The organism is Nocardioides sp., assembly GCF_029937575.1.
Classification (GTDB): domain Bacteria; phylum Actinomycetota; class Actinomycetes; order Propionibacteriales; family Nocardioidaceae; genus Nocardioides.
The window spans coordinates 1-18,677 of sequence record NZ_JAPYPS010000073.1 but is presented as its reverse complement, the minus strand read 5'-3'; the positions used below and the strand labels follow the sequence as shown (position 1 = coordinate 18,677).

At 71.8% G+C, this 18,677-nt stretch carries 19 protein-coding genes; 11 read left to right on the top strand and 8 right to left on the bottom strand.

The window, feature by feature from the left end:
- Window positions 1-2: 2 nt before the first annotated feature.
- Both Q1K33_RS17960 and Q1K33_RS17955 read right to left on the bottom strand, forming a co-directional pair.
- Entirely contained in the window at window positions 3-1,286 is a 1,284-nt protein-coding gene (locus Q1K33_RS17960; RefSeq protein WP_300406117.1) for an MFS transporter, read from the bottom strand.
- Window positions 1,283-1,888, bottom strand: coding sequence for a helix-turn-helix domain-containing protein (locus Q1K33_RS17955; RefSeq protein ID WP_300406116.1), 606 nt, complete (start codon window positions 1,886-1,888; stop codon window positions 1,283-1,285). The genes Q1K33_RS17960 and Q1K33_RS17955 overlap by 4 nt, the downstream gene beginning before the upstream one ends.
- Before the next feature lie 125 nt (window positions 1,889-2,013).
- Between Q1K33_RS17955 and Q1K33_RS17950 the strand changes: the two genes are divergently transcribed.
- Genes Q1K33_RS17950 through Q1K33_RS17915 form a run of 8 tightly spaced genes read left to right on the top strand, consistent with a single transcriptional unit; the run spans window position 2,014 to window position 13,368 of the window.
- A complete protein-coding gene (locus Q1K33_RS17950; RefSeq protein ID WP_300406115.1) occupies window positions 2,014-5,361 on the top strand; it encodes a transglutaminase family protein in 3,348 nt (1,115 codons plus the stop codon).
- Window positions 5,358-7,883, top strand: a complete 2,526-nt coding sequence (locus Q1K33_RS17945) for a circularly permuted type 2 ATP-grasp protein (RefSeq protein WP_300406114.1) — start codon at window positions 5,358-5,360, stop codon at window positions 7,881-7,883. Before Q1K33_RS17950 ends, Q1K33_RS17945 begins: the two co-directional genes overlap by 4 nt.
- Window positions 7,884-7,911: 28 nt before the next feature.
- Window positions 7,912-8,790 carry a transglutaminase family protein gene (locus Q1K33_RS17940; protein WP_300406113.1) on the top strand — a complete coding sequence of 293 codons (879 nt, stop codon included), beginning with the start codon at window positions 7,912-7,914 and terminating at the stop codon, window positions 8,788-8,790.
- Between the two features lie 52 nt (window positions 8,791-8,842).
- On the top strand, window positions 8,843-9,388 hold the full coding sequence (locus Q1K33_RS17935; protein ID WP_300406112.1) for a hypothetical protein: 546 nt from the start codon (window positions 8,843-8,845) through the stop codon (window positions 9,386-9,388).
- Between the two features lie 46 nt (window positions 9,389-9,434).
- The gene (locus tag Q1K33_RS17930) at window positions 9,435-10,391 is read left to right on the top strand and encodes a hypothetical protein (protein WP_300406111.1); all 957 of its coding nucleotides are present in this window, start codon (window positions 9,435-9,437) and stop codon (window positions 10,389-10,391) included.
- A complete protein-coding gene (locus Q1K33_RS17925) occupies window positions 10,388-11,374 on the top strand; it encodes a putative zinc-binding metallopeptidase (protein ID WP_300406110.1) in 987 nt (328 codons plus the stop codon). The genes Q1K33_RS17930 and Q1K33_RS17925 overlap by 4 nt, the downstream gene beginning before the upstream one ends.
- A 51-nt stretch (window positions 11,375-11,425) precedes the next feature.
- On the top strand, window positions 11,426-12,409 hold the full coding sequence (locus Q1K33_RS17920) for a glutathione S-transferase C-terminal domain-containing protein (protein WP_300406109.1): 984 nt from the start codon (window positions 11,426-11,428) through the stop codon (window positions 12,407-12,409).
- Between the two features lie 32 nt (window positions 12,410-12,441).
- The gene (locus Q1K33_RS17915; RefSeq protein ID WP_300406108.1) at window positions 12,442-13,368 is read left to right on the top strand and encodes a cation diffusion facilitator family transporter; all 927 of its coding nucleotides are present in this window, start codon (window positions 12,442-12,444) and stop codon (window positions 13,366-13,368) included.
- A gap of 53 nt (window positions 13,369-13,421) precedes the next feature.
- On the opposite strand, the gene Q1K33_RS17910 is transcribed toward Q1K33_RS17915, so the two are convergent.
- The 4 genes from Q1K33_RS17910 to Q1K33_RS17895 are packed head-to-tail and all read right to left on the bottom strand — an operon-like array spanning window position 13,422 to window position 15,083.
- Window positions 13,422-13,811: a hypothetical protein gene (locus tag Q1K33_RS17910; protein ID WP_300406107.1), complete on the bottom strand. Its 390-nt coding sequence runs from the start codon at window positions 13,809-13,811 to the stop codon at window positions 13,422-13,424.
- 23 nt (window positions 13,812-13,834) lie between these two features.
- Window positions 13,835-14,278 carry a PRC-barrel domain-containing protein gene (locus Q1K33_RS17905; RefSeq protein WP_300406106.1) on the bottom strand — a complete coding sequence of 148 codons (444 nt, stop codon included), beginning with the start codon at window positions 14,276-14,278 and terminating at the stop codon, window positions 13,835-13,837.
- Entirely contained in the window at window positions 14,278-14,895 is a 618-nt protein-coding gene (locus Q1K33_RS17900) for a PRC-barrel domain-containing protein (RefSeq protein WP_300406105.1), read from the bottom strand. The genes Q1K33_RS17905 and Q1K33_RS17900 overlap by 1 nt, the downstream gene beginning before the upstream one ends.
- Complete coding sequence (locus Q1K33_RS17895; protein ID WP_300406104.1) at window positions 14,892-15,083, bottom strand: hypothetical protein; 192 nt, start codon at window positions 15,081-15,083, stop codon at window positions 14,892-14,894. The genes Q1K33_RS17900 and Q1K33_RS17895 overlap by 4 nt, the downstream gene beginning before the upstream one ends.
- Window positions 15,084-15,227: 144 nt before the next feature.
- Between Q1K33_RS17895 and Q1K33_RS17890 the strand changes: the two genes are divergently transcribed.
- On the top strand, window positions 15,228-15,386 hold the full coding sequence (locus Q1K33_RS17890; RefSeq protein WP_300406103.1) for a hypothetical protein: 159 nt from the start codon (window positions 15,228-15,230) through the stop codon (window positions 15,384-15,386).
- Between the two features lie 14 nt (window positions 15,387-15,400).
- On the opposite strand, the gene Q1K33_RS17885 is transcribed toward Q1K33_RS17890, so the two are convergent.
- Window positions 15,401-16,774 carry a chloride channel protein gene (locus tag Q1K33_RS17885; protein WP_300406102.1) on the bottom strand — a complete coding sequence of 458 codons (1,374 nt, stop codon included), beginning with the start codon at window positions 16,772-16,774 and terminating at the stop codon, window positions 15,401-15,403.
- A gap of 25 nt (window positions 16,775-16,799) precedes the next feature.
- Here Q1K33_RS17885 and Q1K33_RS17880 point away from each other — a divergent pair, with 25 nt between their 5' ends.
- Window positions 16,800-17,279 carry a MarR family transcriptional regulator gene (locus tag Q1K33_RS17880; RefSeq protein WP_300406101.1) on the top strand — a complete coding sequence of 160 codons (480 nt, stop codon included), beginning with the start codon at window positions 16,800-16,802 and terminating at the stop codon, window positions 17,277-17,279.
- Window positions 17,280-17,336: 57 nt separating this feature from the next.
- On the opposite strand, the gene Q1K33_RS17875 is transcribed toward Q1K33_RS17880, so the two are convergent.
- A complete protein-coding gene (locus tag Q1K33_RS17875) occupies window positions 17,337-17,786 on the bottom strand; it encodes an SRPBCC family protein (RefSeq protein ID WP_300406100.1) in 450 nt (149 codons plus the stop codon).
- Window positions 17,787-17,968: 182 nt separating this feature from the next.
- On the opposite strand from Q1K33_RS17875, the gene Q1K33_RS17870 reads away from it, so the two are divergent.
- On the top strand, window positions 17,969-18,677 hold a 709-nt coding region (locus tag Q1K33_RS17870), incomplete at its 3' end, for a thiamine pyrophosphate-dependent enzyme (protein WP_300406099.1).

Here is an 18,677-nt window from a genome sequence, read left to right as displayed (position 1 = left end):
GGCTAGTGGGCAGGGCTGGCGTCGAGAGTGGGGCCGGGGCGCCGGTCCAGCTCGCGCCACCGCGGGTCGATCGCGGGCAGCATCGTCACCGCCAGGTAGGCGACGCCGACGACGATCATGGCCGGCGACAGGTCGATCGCGTCGACCAGGACGCCCCCGAGCAGCCCGCCGAGCGGCATCAGCGACCAGCACATCGCCGTGCTCAGCGAGGTGACCCGGCCCATCAGTGGTGACGGGATGCGCTCGTAGATGACCGCGCCGAGGATCGGGTTGATGAACCCGGAGGCGAACCCACCGATCGCGAAGACCGCGAGCACGCCGGCCAGTGGCGTGTCGAAGGCCAGCACCAGGAAGCGCGGCAGGCTGGTGAGCACGAAGGCGCCCAGGTAGATCCGGTAGCGGGGAAGTCGCTCGCCCCACGTGGCAGCGCACAACGCCCCGAGGGCGGACATGCCGCTGAAGAGACCGAACAGCAGCCCCAGGGCCGCCGCCCCGCGCCCCGGCTCCAGCGACCAGACGGGCATCAGGACCGAGGCCCACGCGGCGTCGAGCAGGTTGGTCAGCGACACCATCACGGTGATGCCGAGCAGGACCCGGTCGCCGCGCAGGAACGCCCAGCCCTGCCGCAGCTGGTCGGCGTACGACGTGTCGCCCTCCCCGCCGCCCGCGCCGTCACCCGCCTCGTCGCCCGGCTGGTCCTTCTCGGCGGCGAGCCTCGCGGTCGCCCACGCCAGCACCAGCGCCGAGACCCCGAAGCTGGCGGCGTCGATGAGCAGCGCGTCGTCCGGCCCGACGGCGGCGATCAGGAGTCCGCCGAGGCCCGCGCCGAGCAGGGAGGCGGTGCGCTCCACCGTCGCGCTGAGGCCGGTCACCCGCTCGGTGGACACCCCGGCCACGCCGACCAGGGTGGGCACGAGGGAGTGCTTGGCCGCGTCGCCGGGTCCGCGCAGCGCGCCCGCCGCGGCCACCAGGGCCAGGAACCCGCCGAAGGAGAGCAGCCCGGCGTCGTGCAGCAGCGGGATCGAGGCCACCACGACCAGGGAGGCGAGGTCGCAGGTGATCGAGATGCGGCGAGCGCCCAGCCGGTCGATCAGCGGACCGCCGAGGACCTTGAAGAGCACCAGCGGGAGCATCTCCGCGAGGGCGGCCAGACCGGTCCGGGTGGCGCTGCCGGTCGAGTCGAGCACGAAGAGCGGGATCGCGATCATCGAGACCCGGGTGCCGGTGACCGACACGGCGTCGGCGGTCAGCCACCCGTAGAGCGCGCGCCGCCCGCCGGTCGTCACGGTGACTCGTCCCCGCCCGCGTCCCCGGGGACGTCGTCTCCCGCCACCTGGCCGGGCCGCACGTAGCCGCTGACCTGGAACACGACGTGGCGGGCCTCGGGGTCGTCCTCGTCCTCCACGCTCGACAACAGCTCGTCGAGCTGGTCGAAGAGCCGGGTCGCGGTGGCCGGGGTCAGCCGCGGGTGCCAGTCGCTCAGCGTCCCGACGTCGCGCCACGAGGGCGGCAGCAGCGGGCGCTCCTCCATCGCCCGCTGCAGCCACTCGGTGTAGACGGTCGCCACGGTCTGCAGGTAGGCGTCGGTCTTCTGCCAGCCCTCGTCGTCGTCGGGTGCCGGGCTGGCCGTGCGCGTGGAGGAGTGGGCGGCCTTCCACCAGCGCTCGCGCCGGTTGCCCTGGGACTCGTCGTCCTCGATGAACCCGTGGCTCGCGAGCTGGCGCAGGTGGTACGACGTGGCGCCGGTGTTGAGTCCCAGCCGGGTCGCCAGGGCGGTCGCCGTGGCGGGGCCGTCGATCCGGAGCATGCCGAGCATGCGCAGACGCACCGGGTGCGCCAGGGCGCGCAGCTGGTGGGGACTCGGGGTGGCGGTGCGGGCGTCGTCCATCGGCCCAGCCTAGATTGCAAAGAACCATTTGCAAATGGATCTCTGCAATCCGACCGGTGAGACGGCACCGTGGTCGGGCGGGACCGCGTTACCGCTCGGCAACCCAAGGGAGGCAGGGTAGGGACATGTCGACCAAGGTCTCGCTCGAGCACCGCACCACCTACCACTTCGCTGAGCCCGTCAACGTCGCCCCGCACGTCGTACGACTGCGGCCGGCGCCGCACACCCGGACCCCGATCGAGGCCTACTCCCTCGACGTCTCCCCGAAGAGCCACTTCCTCAACTGGCAGCAGGACCCGTTCGGCAACTGGATGGCGCGCCTGGTCTTCCCGGAGAAGGTGAAGACCCTCGACATCACCGTCGGCCTGGTCGCCGACCTGATGGTGATCAACCCCTTCGACTTCTTCGTCGAGGAGTACGCCGAGTCGATGCCGTTCGTCTACGAGAACAGCCTGCACGCGGACCTGTTCCCCTACCTGCGCTCGGTCGAGGACGCCTCGGTCGCCGACCAGTTCCGCCAGGGCCTGCCGCAGCCGCACGAAGGGCCGGACGGCACCACCCGCACCATCGACTTCCTCGCCTCGCTCAACGCTGCGGTCAACCGCGAGATCGCCTACTCCGTGCGGATGGAGGCCGGCGTCCAGTCGCCCGACGAGACCCTCACCCGCAAGATCGGCTCGTGCCGGGACTCGGCCTGGCTGCTCGTCGCGCTGCTGCGCCAGTACGGCTTGGCTGCCCGGTTCGTCTCCGGCTACCTGGTCCAGCTCGCCTCCGACCAGAAGGCGCTCGACGGTCCCAGCGGGCCCGAGCAGGACTTCACCGACCTGCACGCCTGGGCCGAGGTCTACCTGCCCGGTGCCGGCTGGGTCGGGATGGACCCGACGAGCAGCCTGTTCGCCGGCGAGGGACACATCCCGCTGAGCGCCACGCCCCACCCGAGCAGCGCCGCACCGATCGAGGGCGCCACCGACCCGGTCGAGGTCACCTTCTCCTTCCACAACGAGGTCACCCGGGTCCACGAGGACCCCCGCGTCACCAAGCCCTACACCGACGACCAGTGGGCCCGGATCGACGCGCTGGGCGAGGCCGTCGACGAGCGGCTGACCGCCGGCGACGTGCGGCTGACGATGGGCGGCGAGCCCACGTTCGTCTCCCTCGACGACGCGACCACCCCGCAGTGGAACTCCGAGGCCGACGGCCCCGAGAAGCGCGCGCTGGCCAACGTCGTGGCCGAGCGCCTGCGCGAGACCTACGCCCAGGGCGGCATCGTCCACCGCGGCCAGGGCAAGTGGTACCCCGGCGAGCCGCTCCCGCGGTGGAACATCGGCCTCCAGTGGCGCACCGACGGGGTGCCACTGTGGAAGGACTCCTCGCTCTTCGCCGACCCGTGGGGCAAGGGCAGCGACCCGGCCGTCGCGCAGCAGCAGGCCGAGGAGCTCGCTCGCCGCGTCGGCAAGGTTCTGGCGCTGCCCGCCGAGCAGGTCCACCCGGCCTTCGAGGACCCCCTCGCCGTCCTCGCCTCCGACGTGCGCCAGCCGCAGGGCGAGGCGCCCGAGGACGCCGCCGACAAGCTCGACGCCCAGGGCCTCGGCGTCCTCGACGCGGACGTCGAGACGCCCACCGGCTGGGTGATCCCGCTGGTGACGAGTCACGCGGAGTCCGACGAGTGGGTCAGTCCCGCCTGGCGCTTTCGTCGGGGCCGGCTCGTGCTGGTGCCCGGCACCAGCTCGGTCGGCCTGCGCCTGCCGCTCGACTCGGTGGCCTGGAAGGACCCGGCGTACGCCGGCGAGCCGTCGTACCTCGAGGCAGGCTCGCCCCTGGAGCCGAAGGTCCCCGTCGTCACGGTCGTGGACCCCGAGGGCCAGGGCACGACCGCGCTCGCGTTCGAGGCGCGTGACGGGCACGTCCACGTCTTCCTCCCGCCGACCGACGCCCTCGACGACTACGCCGACCTGCTGCGACTGATCGAGGTCGCGGCCCGCAAGGTCGGCTGCCCGATCGTGATCGAGGGCTACGGCCCGCCGCCCGACCCGCGGCTCACGATGCTCGTGGTGACGCCCGACCCGGGCGTCATCGAGATCAACGTGCAGCCCACGAAGAGCTGGGCCGAGCTGCGCGACCTCACCACCACGCTCTACGAGGAGGCCCGGCAGGCCCGCCTGACGACGGAGAAGTTCGACCTCGACGGTCTGCACACCGGCACCGGCGGCGGCAACCACATCACCCTCGGTGGCACGGCGCCCATCGACTCGCCGATGCTGCGTCGCCCCGACCTGCTGGTCAGCCTGATCACCTACTGGCAGCGGCACCCGAGCCTGAGCTACCTCTTCTCGGGGCGCTTCATCGGCCCGACCAGCCAGGCGCCGCGCTTCGACGAGGGGCGGCCCGAGGCGACGTACGAGATGGAGATCGCCTTCGCCGAGATCGAGCGCCTCACCGCGCAGGCCCAGGGCCCCGACGGGACTGGCGAGGGGCCGCGACCCTGGCTGGTCGACCGGGCCCTGCGCCACCTGCTCACCGACCTGACGGGCAACACCCACCGCTCGGAGTTCTGCATCGACAAGATGTACAGCCCCGACTCCTCGCGTGGGCGCCTCGGACTGCTCGAGCTGCGCGGCTTCGAGATGCCGCCCCACGGACAGATGGCCCTCGTCCAGGCACTGCTCGTGCGCAGCCTCGTCGCGATGTTCTGGGAGCAGCCGCTCAAGGAGCCGTTGGTGCGCTGGGGCACCCGGTTGCACGAGGACCCGCTGCTGCCGCAGGGCGCGATCGCCGACATCAACTCCGTGGTCGCCGACCTGCGCGCCTTCGGCATCGACTTCGAGGAGGAGTGGCTCGCGCCGTTCACCGAGTTCCGCTTCCCGCGGATCGGCGCCACCACCGTCGGCCCGGTCACCCTCGAGCTGCGCCAGGCCATCGAGCCGTGGCACGTGCTCGGCGAGGAGGCGACCGGATCGGGCACGTCGCGCTACGTCGACAGCTCCGTCGAGCGCGTCCAGGTCGCCGTCTCCGGACTGGACCCCCACCGCCACCTGGTGACGTGTCAGGGTGTCCCCGTGCCACTGACTCTCACCCCAGCGGGTGACCACTACGCCGGCGTGCGGTTCCGCGCCTGGCAGCCGTGGTCCGCCCTGCACCCCTCCATCGAGGTGCAGGCGCCGCTGCGCTTCGACGTGGTCGACGCCGTCTCCGGCGTGAGCCTGGGTGGCGCGACGTACCACGTCGTCCATCCCGGCGGTCGCAGCTACGACAACCCGCCGATCAACGCCAACGAGGCGGAAGCACGGCGGGCCAGCCGGTTCACCTCCCACGGGCACACCGCGGGCCGCCTCGACGTCGGGGCGCTGCGCGAGGCGGCGCGGCGCGCGGCCAGCGACGAGTACCCCCACACCCTCGACCTGCGTCGGGTCCCGCCCGCTGCCACCTCGCGCACGTCCACCGGGCCAGGAGACGCAGGAGATACTGACGCGTGAGCCTGCTGCGTGACTACGCGGCCGGAGTCACCCAGCCCACGCTGGGCGGCGAGGTCGCCCGCTTCGACGAGGTGGTCGGCCTCGACGGATCCCTGCGGACCCCGTGGAAGGGGCTGGCCGAGGTTGCCGTCGACCTCACCGCCGCCGACCTGGGGCGGGTGGACGAGGACATCGCCCGGGCCCTGGCCGACGACGGCGTCACCTACGGCAGGCCGGGGGAGCGGCAGGGCGCCTGGCGCCTGGACCCGATGCCGCTGGTCATGGACGCCGAGACCTGGACCCCGCTCGAGGTCGGTCTGGCGCAGCGGGCCGAGCTGCTCAACGCCGTCCTGACCGACCTGTACGGCGAGCAGAAGCTGCTGCGCGACGGCGTGCTGCCGCCCGCCCTCGTGCTCGGCCACCCGGGCTTCACCCGGGTGATGGCCCGCTCCTCGATCACCGACCCGCGACCGCTGGTCGTCTCCGGCACCGACCTGGGCCGCGACGACCGCGGCGAGTGGCGGGTCCTGGCCGATCGCACGCAGGCCCCGTCCGGGCTCGGCTACGCGATGGAGAACCGTCGCATCCTGTCGCGGATGATGCCCGAGCTCTACCGCTCCGCCGGCCTGCACCGGATGGAGCCGTTCTTCTCCGCCCTGCGCTCGGCGCTGCTGCAGTCGGCCACCGGCGACCTGCCCGACCCCCGCGTCGTGGTGCTGTCGCCGGGCAGCGCGTCGGAGACCGCCTACGACCAGGCCTTCATCGCCTCGGCCCTCGGCTTCCCTCTCGTGCAGGGAAGCGACCTCGTCGTGCGCGACGGGTGGGTGCAGATGCGGGTCTTCGGCCGGCTCGAGCGCGTCGACGTCATCCTGCGTCGCGTCGACGCCCCGTGGGCCGACCCCCTCGAGCTGCGCGGCGACTCCCAGCTCGGCGTCGCCGGGCTCGTCGAGGCGACCCGCCGTGGCCGGGTCCGGATCGTCAACGGCCTCGGCGCGGGCGTCCTGGAGAACCCAGCTCTCCACGCCTTCATGCCGGCGCTGTGCGAGGAGCTGCTCGGCGAGCCGCTGCGCCTGGCCTCGGTGCCCACCTGGTGGTGCGGCGAGCCCGACGGCCTCGAGCTGGTCCTCGACCGGCTCGACGGCTCGGACGGCTTCATCGTGCGGGCGATCGACGAGCCGACGAGCTCGATGCTCGACCTCACCCGCGACGAGCTGGTCGCCCGGCTGCTCGCCGAGCCGCACCGCTTCGTCGGGCAGGAGCGACTCCCGCTCTCGCAGGCGCCGGCCTGGCGCCGTACGAGCTATGGCGTGGGGGAGGCAGGACCGCAGCCGGTCACCCTGCGCGCGTTCACGCTGCGCTACGGCTCGGCCTACCGGCCGCTCGTCGGCGGACTGGTGAGCCTGGTCGAGGGTGACCAGCCGGGCGGCAGCAAGGACCTGTGGGTGCTCAAGGACGATCCGTCCGACCCGGACCAGGGCCTGCCCGACATCCTGCCGATGACCAACGTGCGCGCCTCGATGGGCACGGTGCCGCGCGTCCTGGAGGACATGTACTGGTTCGGCCGGTACGCCGAGCGCGTCGAGGACCTGCTCCGCCTCGTCCTGGCCGCCCACGGGTTGGCCGAGGACTTCAGCACGCGTCCTCGCTCCACCGGCGGGGCCGGCCTCGACGTGATGATGGGAGCCGTACGTCGGCTCGCCGGTCGCACCCACGAGGACCTGGACCGGGAGTTCCGCTCGGTGCTGCTGGACGCCACGCGTCGGGGGTCGGTCAGCCACGGTCTGGACGGACTGCGCGAGGCCCTCTCGGGCGTGCGCGACCAGCTCTCCGGTGACGTGTGGCGTGCCTTCGGTACGACCGACCGGGCGGCGTACTCCCTCGAGGTCAGCACCCACAGCCAGCAGGTCAACGAGTCGGCCGGCCGGATGCTCGGCGGGATCCTCTCCCTGCACGGCGTCACCGCCAGCATGATCCGCGACGAGGGCTGGCACATGATCGGTGTCGGGCGCGCCCTGGAGCGGGCCCTGCAGCTGTGCCAGCTGCTCGCGGCGACCACGACGGTGCGGCGCGGGATCGACGTGGACCGCGAGGTCCTCAACTCGGTGCTCGCCGCCGCCGAGAGCTCGGTCACTCACCGGCGCCGCTACCGCGGCTACGTGCGCCCCGGCGGCGTGCTGGAGCTGCTGCTGGAGGACCCGCAGAACCCGCGCTCCCTGGCGTTCTGCCTCGCCGAGCTCGCCGAGCACCTCGCCGCGCTGCCGGCCTCCACCGGGTCCAGCCGGCCCGAGCGCCTCGTCATCGACCTGCAGGAGGCGCTGGCCGACACCGACATCGCCACCCTCGTGGCCATCGGCGGCGTCGGGCGGCCCAACCTCGAGGCGTTCCTCGAGACCACCATCGGCCAGCTCGTGCGCCTCGGTGAGGCGATCACCGAGCTCCACCACACGAGCGGTCCGGCGCCGCAGCTGCTCGCGGGCCTGCCGCTGGTCGACTCGTTCACGCCGCCGGTGACCGGCGAGGTCGTGCTGAGGCCGCAACCATGAGGGCCGTGGCCTGCGTGAGGAGTGCGTCATGAAGTACGCCGTGCGGCACACCACCACCTACACCTACGACGACGCCGTCAGCGACAGCCTCGGGGTCGCCTACCTCGTGCCGCGCTCGCTGCCGTGGCAGCAGGTCGCGTCGTACGACGTGACCGTGACACCGACGCCGGTCGACTCGTCCTCCGACGAGGACTACTACGGCAACCGGGTCACGTACTTCCAGGTGACCGAGCGCCACCAACAGCTCGTGGTCGACGGCGTGAGTCAGGTCGAGTCCCTGACCCCGGTGCACACCGAGGAGGCGCTCGGGCGGGCCTGGGAGCCACTGCGACCCCTGCGCGAGCCGGCCTCGCGCGGAGCCTGGCAGGCCACCGACTTCGCCCTCGCCTCGCCGCTGGTCGAGCAGGTCCCCGCCGCCCACGACTACGCCGCGACATCGCTGACGCCGGGGCGGGCGATCGGCGAGGCGGTGACCGACCTGATGCACCGGGTCCACGCCGACTTCGAGTACGACAAGACCGCCACGACCGTCACCTCCACGGTGGGGCACATCCTGGAGAAGCGGGCCGGGGTCTGCCAGGACTTCGCCCACCTGATGCTGGCCTGCCTGCGCTCGCACGGACTGGCGGTCCGCTACGTCAGCGGCTATCTCGCCACGACCCCGCCGCCGGGCAAGGAGCGGGTCGTGGGCGCGGACGCCTCGCACGCCTGGGTCGAGGTGTGGCTCGGCGAGGACGAGTGGCTCGCCCTGGACCCGACCAACGACCAGTGGGCCGGCGACCGTTACGTCACCGTGGCGTGGGGCCGCGACTACGGCGACGTGCCGCCGCTCAAGGGCGTGATCTTCACCGAGGCGAAGCGCTCGACCATGCGGGTCTCGGTCGACGTGGCGCCAGTGCCCGAGTGACGCCCCTGACGCCGTGACGACCCCGGTGGGGGTCCTCTGGGAGACTGGCCGGGTGCTCTTCCGTCGCTGCGCCGTGCTGCCCCCGATCGTGCTCACCGCGGTCGTCGGTCTCACGGGGTGCAGCGGCGAGGCGGGCCCGGTCGACGACGGCACCTACTCGGCGCTGCAGGCCGGCGCCCCGGACGCGCTCGACGCTCTCGGCGTCGACCTCGTCTCGCTCGAGCGGCCGGCGACGGCGACCCCGGACGACGTCGTGGCCGCGCTGGAGGCGGAGTCGCTGGACGCGGAGACCTACCCCGTCGGGACCGTCGACGGCCTGGTGCTCGAGCCGGAGCGGGTGGGCGGACTGCTGGGGCTGGCCGGTGCGGCGGACTCCGGCGACGCTGGCCGTCACGTCGTGCTGTGCTTCGACGGGGTCGATGCCGCGGTCCTCTTCGCGCAGGGGGACGCGGAGATCTTCGACGACGCGGACGCCGAGTCGGCGCGCACCGCGTACTTCTCGGGAAACCTCGTGGGCTACTACGCTCCCGGAGAGGGCGACGACGAGAGCGACCGCTTCCGCGACGCGCTCACCGCGCTCTCGGCGCTTTCCGACTGACGCCCCGACCCACCTGCCCCACACCCCCCTGGAAGACGGACACACCATGAGCGACTCCGGCAACAACGCGCCTCCCGGTTGGTACGACGACGGCAAGGGCGGTCAGCGCTGGTGGGACGGGTCGCAATGGGGGCCGGAGGGTCAGCCCCCGGCGACGCCCACCACGCCGATGCCGACCAGCCCACCGCCGACCAGCCCGCCGCCGACCAGCCCGCCGCAGCCGTCGTACGGCACGGCTGGCGCGGCGGCCGCGGGCTATCCGCCGCCCGGTCCCGACTACGGCACGCCCAGCACCGCCGGACCGGGCAACCGCAAGGGCCTGCTGATCGGCCTGATCGGAGGACTCGTCGGCGTCGTGGTCCTGGTGATCATCCTGGTCATCGCCCTCGGCGGCTCGGGCCCTTCCTCGGACGACCCGGCCGAGACGGTGCAGAGCTTCTTCGACGCAGCCCGGGACGGTGACTGCGACGCCGCCGTCGAACTGCTGACCGACAACGCCCAGGAGACCCTGGACCCCGACGACTGCGAGTCGGCCGACCCGGCCGAGGAGTTCGGTGACTCCGTCGAGCTCGAGGTCGGGGACGCCGAGATCGACGGCGACGACGCCACCGTGCCGGTCAGCCTGGCCGTGGACCCGGACTCGGAGGAGCTGGAAGGCCTCGGGAGCCTGATCCCGAGCGACGTCACGATCGACTTCCAGCTCACGAAGGTCGACGGTGCCTGGCTGATCGACGACTTCGGATTTGGGTCCCTGCTGGAGAATCTCCCTGACTTCGACAGCCCCGACGTCCCGGACTTCTCCGACCTGCCCGACGACCCGTTCAGCGACCTGCCGGAGGACCCCTTCTCCGACCTGCCGACGGACCTGTTCTCGGACTTCCCGACGGACCTGTTCAGCGACTTCCCCACCGATCTCTTCTCCGATTTCCCGACCGACTTCGACCCGGAGGACTTCTTGTCCGACTTCCCGACCGACCTCTTCACCGATCTGCCGACCGAGTGAAGTCCTTCCGCTGCCGCGTCTGCGACAACTCGCTGCACTTCGAGAACTCCGTCTGCGTCTCCTGCGGGAGCGCCCTGGGCTTCTCGCGCGCCGAGCGCGCGATCGTGCCGGTGAGCAAGCAGGGCACCTACGTCGACAGCACCGGCCTGACGTGGCACATCTGCGCCAACCTCAACCTGTCCGGCTGCACCTGGCTGGCGCCCGTCGAGGGTGGGCAGTGCTCGAGCTGTGACCTGACCCGGACGCGCCCGAGCGACGACGACCTCGAGGGGCTGACCAACTTCCCGGCCGCGGAGGCCGCCAAGCGGCACCTCCTGGTCGAGCTCGACACCCTCGGCTTCGACGTCGTCGGCAAGGACGTCGACCCCGACGACGGCATCGCCTTCGACCTGCTCTCCAGCGTCGAGGAGAACGTCGTCATCGGCCACGAGGAGGGGGTCATCACGATCGACCTCGCCGAGAGCGACGACGCCTACCGCGAGAAGGTCCGCGCCAAGCTGGCCGAGCCCTACCGCACGATGCTGGGCCACTTCCGCCACGAGTTCGGCCACTACGCCGAGTGGCAGCTGGTGCGCGGTGGCGAGCGGATCGAGCGGTGCAAGGAGCTCTTCGGCGACGAGTCGGTCGACTACCAGGAGTCGATCCAGCGCCACTACTCCGAGGGTCCGCCCGATGACTGGGCGCGGTCGTTCATCTCGACGTACGCCACCATGCACCCCTTCGAGGACTTCGCCGAGACCTGGTCGCACTACCTGCACATCTGCGACACGATCGAGACCGCCCGCGAGTACGGCCTGGTCACGATCGGCGGGCTCGAGGCCTTCTCCAGCTTCCGCGACGTCGTGACCGGGGTGTGGATCCCGCTCTCGATCGCGCTCAACCAGATGAACCGGTCCATGGGCAAGGACGACGTCTACCCGTTCGTCATCCCCGGCCCGGTCCTCGACAAGCTGGAGTTCGTGGCGTCGCTGCTGCCCCAGTAGCGTCACCCCGACGGATGATTGAATTGTCACCTACATGGATAGGGTGACGTCATGAGTGACAGCAGCGACAGCCAGGACGCGACCTTCGTCAAGACCGGCAAGGGCTTCGACCGGGACATGAACTACGTGCCCGACCGGATCACGAAGGTCGTCGACGGCTCCCCCCGTACGCCGGAGCACGGCCCCGTCGAGGGCGAGCTGTGGCCGGTCGAGGCGGGTCGGTACCGCCTGGTCGCAGCCAAGGCGTGCCCGTGGGCCAACCGGGCGATCATCGTGCGCAACCTGCTCGGGCTCGAGGACGTCATCTCCCTCGGGATGCCTGGCCCCACCCACGACCAGCGCTCGTGGACCTTCGACCTCGATCCCGACGGCCGCGACCCGGTCCTCGGCATGGAGCGGCTGCAGGAGGCCTACTTCAAGCGCTTCCCCGACTACCCGCGCGGCATCACGGTCCCCGCGATCGTCGAGGAGGCGACCGGGCTGCTGGTGACCAACGACTTCCCGTGGATCACCCACGACCTCTCCTTCGAGTGGCGCGAGTTCCACCGCGAGGGCGCCCCCGACCTGTGGCCGGCGGACCTCCGCGAGGAGATGGAAGAGGTGATGAAGCGGGTCTTCACCGAGGTCAACAACGGCGTCTACCGGTGTGGTTTCGCCGGCTCGCAGGAGGCCTACGAGGAGGGCTACGACCGCCTCTGGGCCGCGATGGACTGGCTCGAGGAGCGGCTGAGCACCCGTCGCTACCTGATGGGTGAGGCGATCACCGAGGCCGACGTACGCCTCTTCACCACCCTGGCTCGCTTCGACGCGGTCTACCACGGCCACTTCAAATGCAACCGGCAGAAGCTCGCCGAGATGCCCGCGCTGTGGGGCTACGCACGCGACCTCTACCAGACGCCGGGGTTCGGGGAGACGATCGACTTCGACCAGATCAAGGAGCACTACTACGTGGTCCACACCGAGATCAATCCGACCGGTGTCGTCCCGAAGGGGCCCGACCCGGCGGTGTGGCTGGAGCCGCACGGACGGGGCTGACCCCACTCCGACCGCGCGCCTATCCTCGGAGGATGGGTCACGGGCACGGGCACGGACAGGGACACGCCGCCGGGCGCGCCGCCGACCGCTCGCGCCTGCGCTGGGCCCTCCTGGTCACCGTCGTCGTCCTGGTGGTCGAGGTCGTCGGAGCCCTCCTGACGGGGTCCCTGGCGCTGCTGGCCGACGCCGGCCACATGGCCACCGACGCCGGCGCCGTCGTGCTCGCCCTGGGGGCGTCGTACGTCGCGTCCCTGCCGGGCTCCAAGCGATCGACGTTCGGCTACCACCGCGCGGAGGTGCTGGCCGCGCTGCTCAACGCCGTGGTGCTGATCGGGGTCTGCGCCTACCTCGCGTACGCCGGCATCAGCCGCCTCTCCGACCCCGTCGCGATCGAGGCCGGACCGATGGTCGCCTTCGCCACGATCGGGCTGCTCGCCAACGGCACCTCGCTGTACATCCTGAGCCGCTCGGACACCGACTCGATCAACATGCGGGCCGCCGCCGCCGAGGTCGGTGCCGACCTGCTGGGCTCCGTCTTCGCGATCGCTGCCGGGGTCGTCATCCTCCTGTGGGGCTTCGACCGGGCCGACGCGATCGCCTCGCTGGCGATCGCCGCGCTGATCGTCCCGCGTGCTGGGCTCCTCCTGCGCGACAGCGCAGTGGTCCTGCTCGAGATCGCGCCGAAGGGCCTCGACATCGACGACGTCGAGCACCACCTGCGCCACGTCGACGGGGTGCTCGACGTGCACGACCTGCACGCGTGGACCATCACCAGCGGCATCCCCAGCCTCTCGGCCCACGTCACGGTGACCGACGCGGCGCTCGCCGAACGCGGCGTCGGAGCGATCCTCGACGAGCTGTGCGTCTGCGTCGCCGAGCACTTCGACGTACGCCACGCGACCTTCCAGGTCGAGCCGGCCTCGCACGAGGCGCACGAGGACCTCGGCGAGCTGCACTGACGCCGGGGCAGGTCCTGCACGTGACCTGCCTGTCGTGAGGCCTCCGGTGCGCGTCAGGAGACGGCTGCGCCGCGGCGACTGAGCAGCCCACGGAGCAGCACCCAGGCGACCACCAGGGCCAGCCAGACCAGGACGACGTCGACCACGAACGGCACCAGCTGCGCGCTGGTCACGTGCTCCCAGGGCGAGCGGAGCGACGCGCTGTAGGGAAGGGGCGGGTCGAGCGAGTACTGCTGCTGGGCGACCCAGTCGAACGGGAGCCCGAAGCCGACCTCCGAGGCGAGCTCTTCCGGCCGGGTGATGCGCACCCGGTCCAGCAGCGTGAGCACGAGCACGGTCACCAACGACATGACGCCGCCCAGGAGGACGACGACCGGGCCGACCAGGCGGCGCGTGTGTGCGCGAGGTGGGTGCGGCCCCGCCACCGGGCTGTCGGTGGTCATGGCCGCCATCGTGCCACGGCCGATCACTCCGCCTTGACCACCACGGCGTAGGACCCGACGCCGAGCAGGCGCGAGCCGGCGACCGAGGTGCGGTGCTTCTTCTCGCCGACGATCAGCTCGAGCAGCGCGCCCGACTCCGGGTCGAGGTCGATGTCGTGCACCGAGCCGAGGTCCTCGCCGGCGTCGGAGAGCACGCGCTTCTTCAGCACGGTGCCGTCCTTGGTGGCCAGGTCGGCGAGTCGCTCGTCGGGGTCGACGACCACGGAGGCGCCGCCGATGGTGACCGCGTCGGCGCCGACGGCCGTGAGGTCGGACCACGCCACGACGGAGCCGTTGTCGGTCTTCTTGAACTCCAGAGCGACGACGGAGCGCGTCGAGGGGTCGAGCAGGAAGCCGTCGACCTTGCCGACGGTGTCGGCCGAGGTGGTGTCGACGAGCTTGCGGCCCTTGAGGTCGGAGTACAGCATCAGCTGCCGCCCCTCAGCTGGGTCCGGAAGGCCTGGACGGCGGCACCGAAGCCGGCGAGGTCGTCGCTGACGAAGCCCTCCGCGCTGGACGGCACCATGACGTGCTCGCTGGAGACGGCCAGCGTGTCGGGGAGCGGGAGCAGCAGGCGGGTGTGCTTGTTGCCCTTGGAGGAGGAGGCCTTGAGGGCGTCGGAGGCCTCGATCTCGTAGCCCACCACGTCGCACGGTCCGCCGTCGGCGTTGTCGTACTCGATGACGACGTCGGAGACCTTGCCGAGGTCGGAGCCCGTGTCGGTCAGGACCCGGTCGCCGAGCACGTTGCCCCCGCTACCGGCACCCGCCGACGACGAGGCGGCCGCCGCGACCACGGTGTCGACGGGCTCGAGCGCGCCGTCGTCGGCGATCATCACGGCGTCCGGGCCGAGGCCGACGACGTTGCTCCACGAGAGGCCCTGCTTGAGCGGGCCCGAGAGCAGGCCGCGGCCGGCGAGGGTGAAGCCGGCCACCGCGCCGCCGTCGGCGGAGAAGACGACGTCCTTGACCTGCGCGACGTCGTCACCGGCGAGGGTGACGACCGGCAGCGAGGCGATCTCGGAGGTGCGCATCAAGCGGCTCACGGCAGGCCGCCACTCGTGTCGGTCGGTCCCGCGGCGTCGGCAGGCCCGGGCCCGCCGACGATGACGCCGCCCCTGCGGCGCTTGGCCTGTACGGCGACCAGTGCCGCCGCGACGGCGACCACCACGACGAGGGCGACGATCACCCAACCCCACCACTGCATCTCGATCTCTCCCCTTCGACGTGCCACGGGGACCCGACCGCGTCGGGTCCTGGGAGCAGCCTACGGCCGCGGGCGAACCCCTGCGGGTGCCTCGATGGAGGCCGTCACCCGCCACACCCGTTCGGCTGAACGATGTCGGGGCGGGCTGTGCGCAGGTCGTAGGGTCGGCCCATGCCTCTCGATGACGACCAGGTCGCCCGCGCCGCAGCCCTCGCCCGCCAGGCCGAGGCGACCGCCGCCAAGCTCAAGCCCGGCACGTGGGAGTCGGTCCAGGCTCTGGCGCTGACGTCGATCGCCCTGCGACTCAGCGCGGAGACGCCCGACCGCTGACGCGCGGGTCCGCGTCAGCGCTCGGGTGCCCGGGCGTGCACGGACAGCTGGGGGTGTCCGGTGAGGTCGACTCCGCGGCGGCGCAGCTTGGCGGTGTAGATCGAGTCGTGGGAGAGCAGGTGGCTGACGCCGACGGCCAGCACGATGGCAGTCATCATCGGCAGGATGATGGTGTACTCGCCGGTCAGCTCGAAGAGGATCACCACGGCGGTGATCGGTGCCCGGGCCGAGCCGGCGAAGACCGCGCCCATCCCCACCAGGGCGTAGGCGCCGGCCGGCCCGGCGACGTCCGGAGCGATCTGGTGGGCCACCTGACCGAACGCGGAGCCGAGCATCGCGCCGATGAACAGACTCGGGGCGAAGACCCCGCCCGAGCCGCCGATGCCGATGGTCAGGCCCGACGCGACCATCTTGGCGACGAGCAGGACGAGCAGGAACCCGATGGCGTAGCGACCGTCGACCGCGTTGCCGAGGACCGGGTAGCCGACGCCGTACATCTGCGGGATCGCGAGCAGCAGCAGGCCGAGCACCAGCCCGCCGGCCGCCGGCCGCAGCCACTCGGGGCCCCGCCAGATCCGGTCGCAGCCGTCCTCGATGGCGTAGAGCACCTTGATGAAGACCGCACCGACCGCGCCGGCGAGCAGCCCGAGCAGGCCGAAGAGCAGGTACTGCTGCACGTGGTCGACGGCGAAGGTGGGCAGGACCAGGAACGGGTCGTCGCCCAGCGCGGCCCGGCCGATGACGCTCGCGGTCACGGAGGCAAGGACGACCATGCCGAAGTGGCGCGCACCGAAGTCGATGAGGATCAGCTCCATCGCGAAGAAGACGCCGGCCAACGGAGCGTTGAAGGTGGCTGCGATGCCGCCGGCCGCGCCGCAGGCGACCAGCATCCGCATCACCGTCTCGTCGCTGCGCGTGAGGCGTCCCAGGGTCGAGCCCAGGGCGGCGCCGATCTGCACGATCGGACCTTCGCGCCCGACCGAGCCGCCGCCGCCGATGGTCAGGGCCGAGGCCAGTGCCTTGACCCCGGCGACCTGGGGCTTGATGCGCCCGCCGTTGTTGGCGACTGCGTTCATCACCTCGGGTACGCCGTGCCCGCGCGCCTCGCGGGCGAAGCGGTGGACCAGCGGGCCGTAGATCAGTCCGGCGACGACGGGGGTCAGCACGACGAAGCCGCCGCCGAGCCACGGAAGCCAGGGGTGCGCCGCGTGGCCCGCGTCGGCGTAGTCGTCCTGCCCGGAGAAGAGCACCGTCATGGTGTCCACGAGCCAGCGGAACGCGACGGCACCGATCCCGGCTCCGGCGCCGACCAGGACGGCGAGGCTCAGCAGGCCGGTCTCGCTGGTGCGCAGGCCGTGAAGTGTCGGGACTCGGGTACGCCACTGCATCAGTGCAGTATGCAATGGTTGCAGCATGCAACGAAATTCCGGACGAGCGGGCGACGACCTGGCAACCGCTCTCCTGCGGGCCGGTCGCGTGATGGTCGGAGTCTCCGAGCGGTCGCTGGACGACGAGGGTGGCGTGACGCTGCCTCAGTTCCGCAGCCTGGTCCTGCTCGATCGGCCGGAGCCGGTCAACCTGGTGACCCTCGCCGGCCTCCTCGACGTCGGTGCCTCGACGGCCCAGCGGATGGTCGAGCGTCTCGTACGGCGTGGGCTGGTGACCCGGGACCGGCATCCCGACAACGGCCGCGAGGTCGTGCTGCGGCTGACGGCGGACGGAGAGGCTCTCGTCGGACGGGTCGTGGCGCGTCGGCGCCGCGCCCTGGGAGCGATCGCCCGGCGGCTGCCGCAGGGGACCCGGGCAGCCTTCGTCGAGGCGTTGCACGCCTTCGCCGAGGCGGCCGGCGAGCCGGTCGTCACGGACCGCGACGACTCCTTGTGGGACCTGTAGCCCAGGTCGGAGGGGGGCGGCCCGGACGAGACCCGGGTCGGGTCGAGCCGGCCCGGGTCAGGTCGGGGTGTCGGCCTCGGCGGCGGCCTTGAGCTTGACCAGCGTGGCCTCGAGCGCCTTCTGTGTCTTGGAGCCGAAGCTCGCCGACAGCGTGGCTCGCAGGACCGGGTTGCAGTGCGAGAGGTCCCACGTCTCGGTGACCTCGGTGCCGCCGTCGGGGGTGGGGCTGAGCTCGTAGCGCCAGCGATGGGTGCCCATGTGGCGCCACGCGATGAGCTTGTCGGCCTCGAACTCGACCACCTTGTTCTTGATCTTGTAGGGCGCGCCCATCTTCATGTCCATCCCGAACTGCGACCCGAGCTCCAGCCGCTCGGGACCCTCGATGGAGTCCTTGACGTTGCCGGAGCCGTCGATGCGCGGGTGCTGGCGGGGGTCGGCCAGGATCGCGAAGACGGTGGCCGGCGGTGCGGCGATGGTCGTGCTGGCGGACCTGCTCTTGTCACCCATGCGTGGACCCTAGCGGCTGGGTTGGTCCTGAGCCGACCACCCTTGTAGGTTGCTCTTCATCCCGGACTGTGTCCCGGGTCACAGGTCGCCACACCCGGCGCGGCCAGTGCCCCGGGGGCGACACGGTCCCAGCTTCCCGGACGCGGCGACCCCGCTCCCCGGGTGACGAGAAGGAGCCCCGCATGAGCAGCGACCACGTGAGCCCCCCACCGACCCGACCCGCCGCGACCGATACCTTCGGCCCCGACCTGGTCGACGTCTTCGGCCCCAGCCAGGCGGACGGAGGCCCCGAGTTGATCCAGCTGCTGACGCCCGAGGGCGAGCGGGTCCACCATCCCGAGTTCGACATGGACTTCTCCGCCGACGACCTGCGTGGCTTCTACCGCGACATGGTGCTGACCCGGCGCATCGACACCGAGGCCACCGCCCTCCAGCGTCACGGCGAGCTGGGCATCTGGGCCCAGCTCCTCGGCCAGGAGGCCGCGCAGATCGGTGCCGGCCGAGCCCTGCGCCCGCAGGACTACGTCTTCCCGACCTATCGCGAGCACGGCGTCGCCTGGTGCCGCGGCCTCGACCCCCTCAAGCTTCTCGGGCTCTTCCGCGGCGTCGACCACGGCAGCTGGGATCCCGCCGAGGTCAACTTCGGCCAGTACACGATCGTGATCGGCGCCCAGACGCTGCACGCCACGGGCTACGCGATGGGCGTCCAGCGCGACGGCGACGTCGGCACCGGCGACCCGGAGCGCGACGCCGCGGTGGTCGCGCACTTCGGCGACGGCGCCAGCAGCCAGGGCGACGTCAACGAGGCCTTCATCTTCGCCGCGTCCTACAACGCCCCGGTCGTCTTCTTCTGCCAGAACAACCAGTGGGCGATCTCCGAGCCCATCGAGC

What these genes read in the sequence shown, in the direction of transcription:
- Q1K33_RS17915 (WP_300406108.1), top strand. Translation starts at nt 12,442, where the DNA reads ATGGGTCACGGGCACGGGCACGGACAGGGACACGCCGCCGGGCGCGCC.
- Q1K33_RS17940 (WP_300406113.1), top strand. Translation starts at nt 7,912, where the DNA reads ATGAAGTACGCCGTGCGGCACACCACCACCTACACCTACGACGACGCC.
- Q1K33_RS17955 (WP_300406116.1), bottom strand. Translation starts at nt 1,888, where the DNA reads ATGGACGACGCCCGCACCGCCACCCCGAGTCCCCACCAGCTGCGCGCC.
- Q1K33_RS17905 (WP_300406106.1), bottom strand. Translation starts at nt 14,278, where the DNA reads ATGCTGTACTCCGACCTCAAGGGCCGCAAGCTCGTCGACACCACCTCG.
- Q1K33_RS17920 (WP_300406109.1), top strand. Translation starts at nt 11,426, where the DNA reads ATGAGTGACAGCAGCGACAGCCAGGACGCGACCTTCGTCAAGACCGGC.
- Q1K33_RS17880 (WP_300406101.1), top strand. Translation starts at nt 16,800, where the DNA reads ATGCAACGAAATTCCGGACGAGCGGGCGACGACCTGGCAACCGCTCTC.
- Q1K33_RS17875 (WP_300406100.1), bottom strand. Translation starts at nt 17,786, where the DNA reads ATGGGTGACAAGAGCAGGTCCGCCAGCACGACCATCGCCGCACCGCCG.
- Q1K33_RS17890 (WP_300406103.1), top strand. Translation starts at nt 15,228, where the DNA reads ATGCCTCTCGATGACGACCAGGTCGCCCGCGCCGCAGCCCTCGCCCGC.
- Q1K33_RS17910 (WP_300406107.1), bottom strand. Translation starts at nt 13,811, where the DNA reads ATGACCACCGACAGCCCGGTGGCGGGGCCGCACCCACCTCGCGCACAC.
- Q1K33_RS17885 (WP_300406102.1), bottom strand. Translation starts at nt 16,774, where the DNA reads ATGCAGTGGCGTACCCGAGTCCCGACACTTCACGGCCTGCGCACCAGC.
- Q1K33_RS17930 (WP_300406111.1), top strand. Translation starts at nt 9,435, where the DNA reads ATGAGCGACTCCGGCAACAACGCGCCTCCCGGTTGGTACGACGACGGC.
- Q1K33_RS17950 (WP_300406115.1), top strand. Translation starts at nt 2,014, where the DNA reads ATGTCGACCAAGGTCTCGCTCGAGCACCGCACCACCTACCACTTCGCT.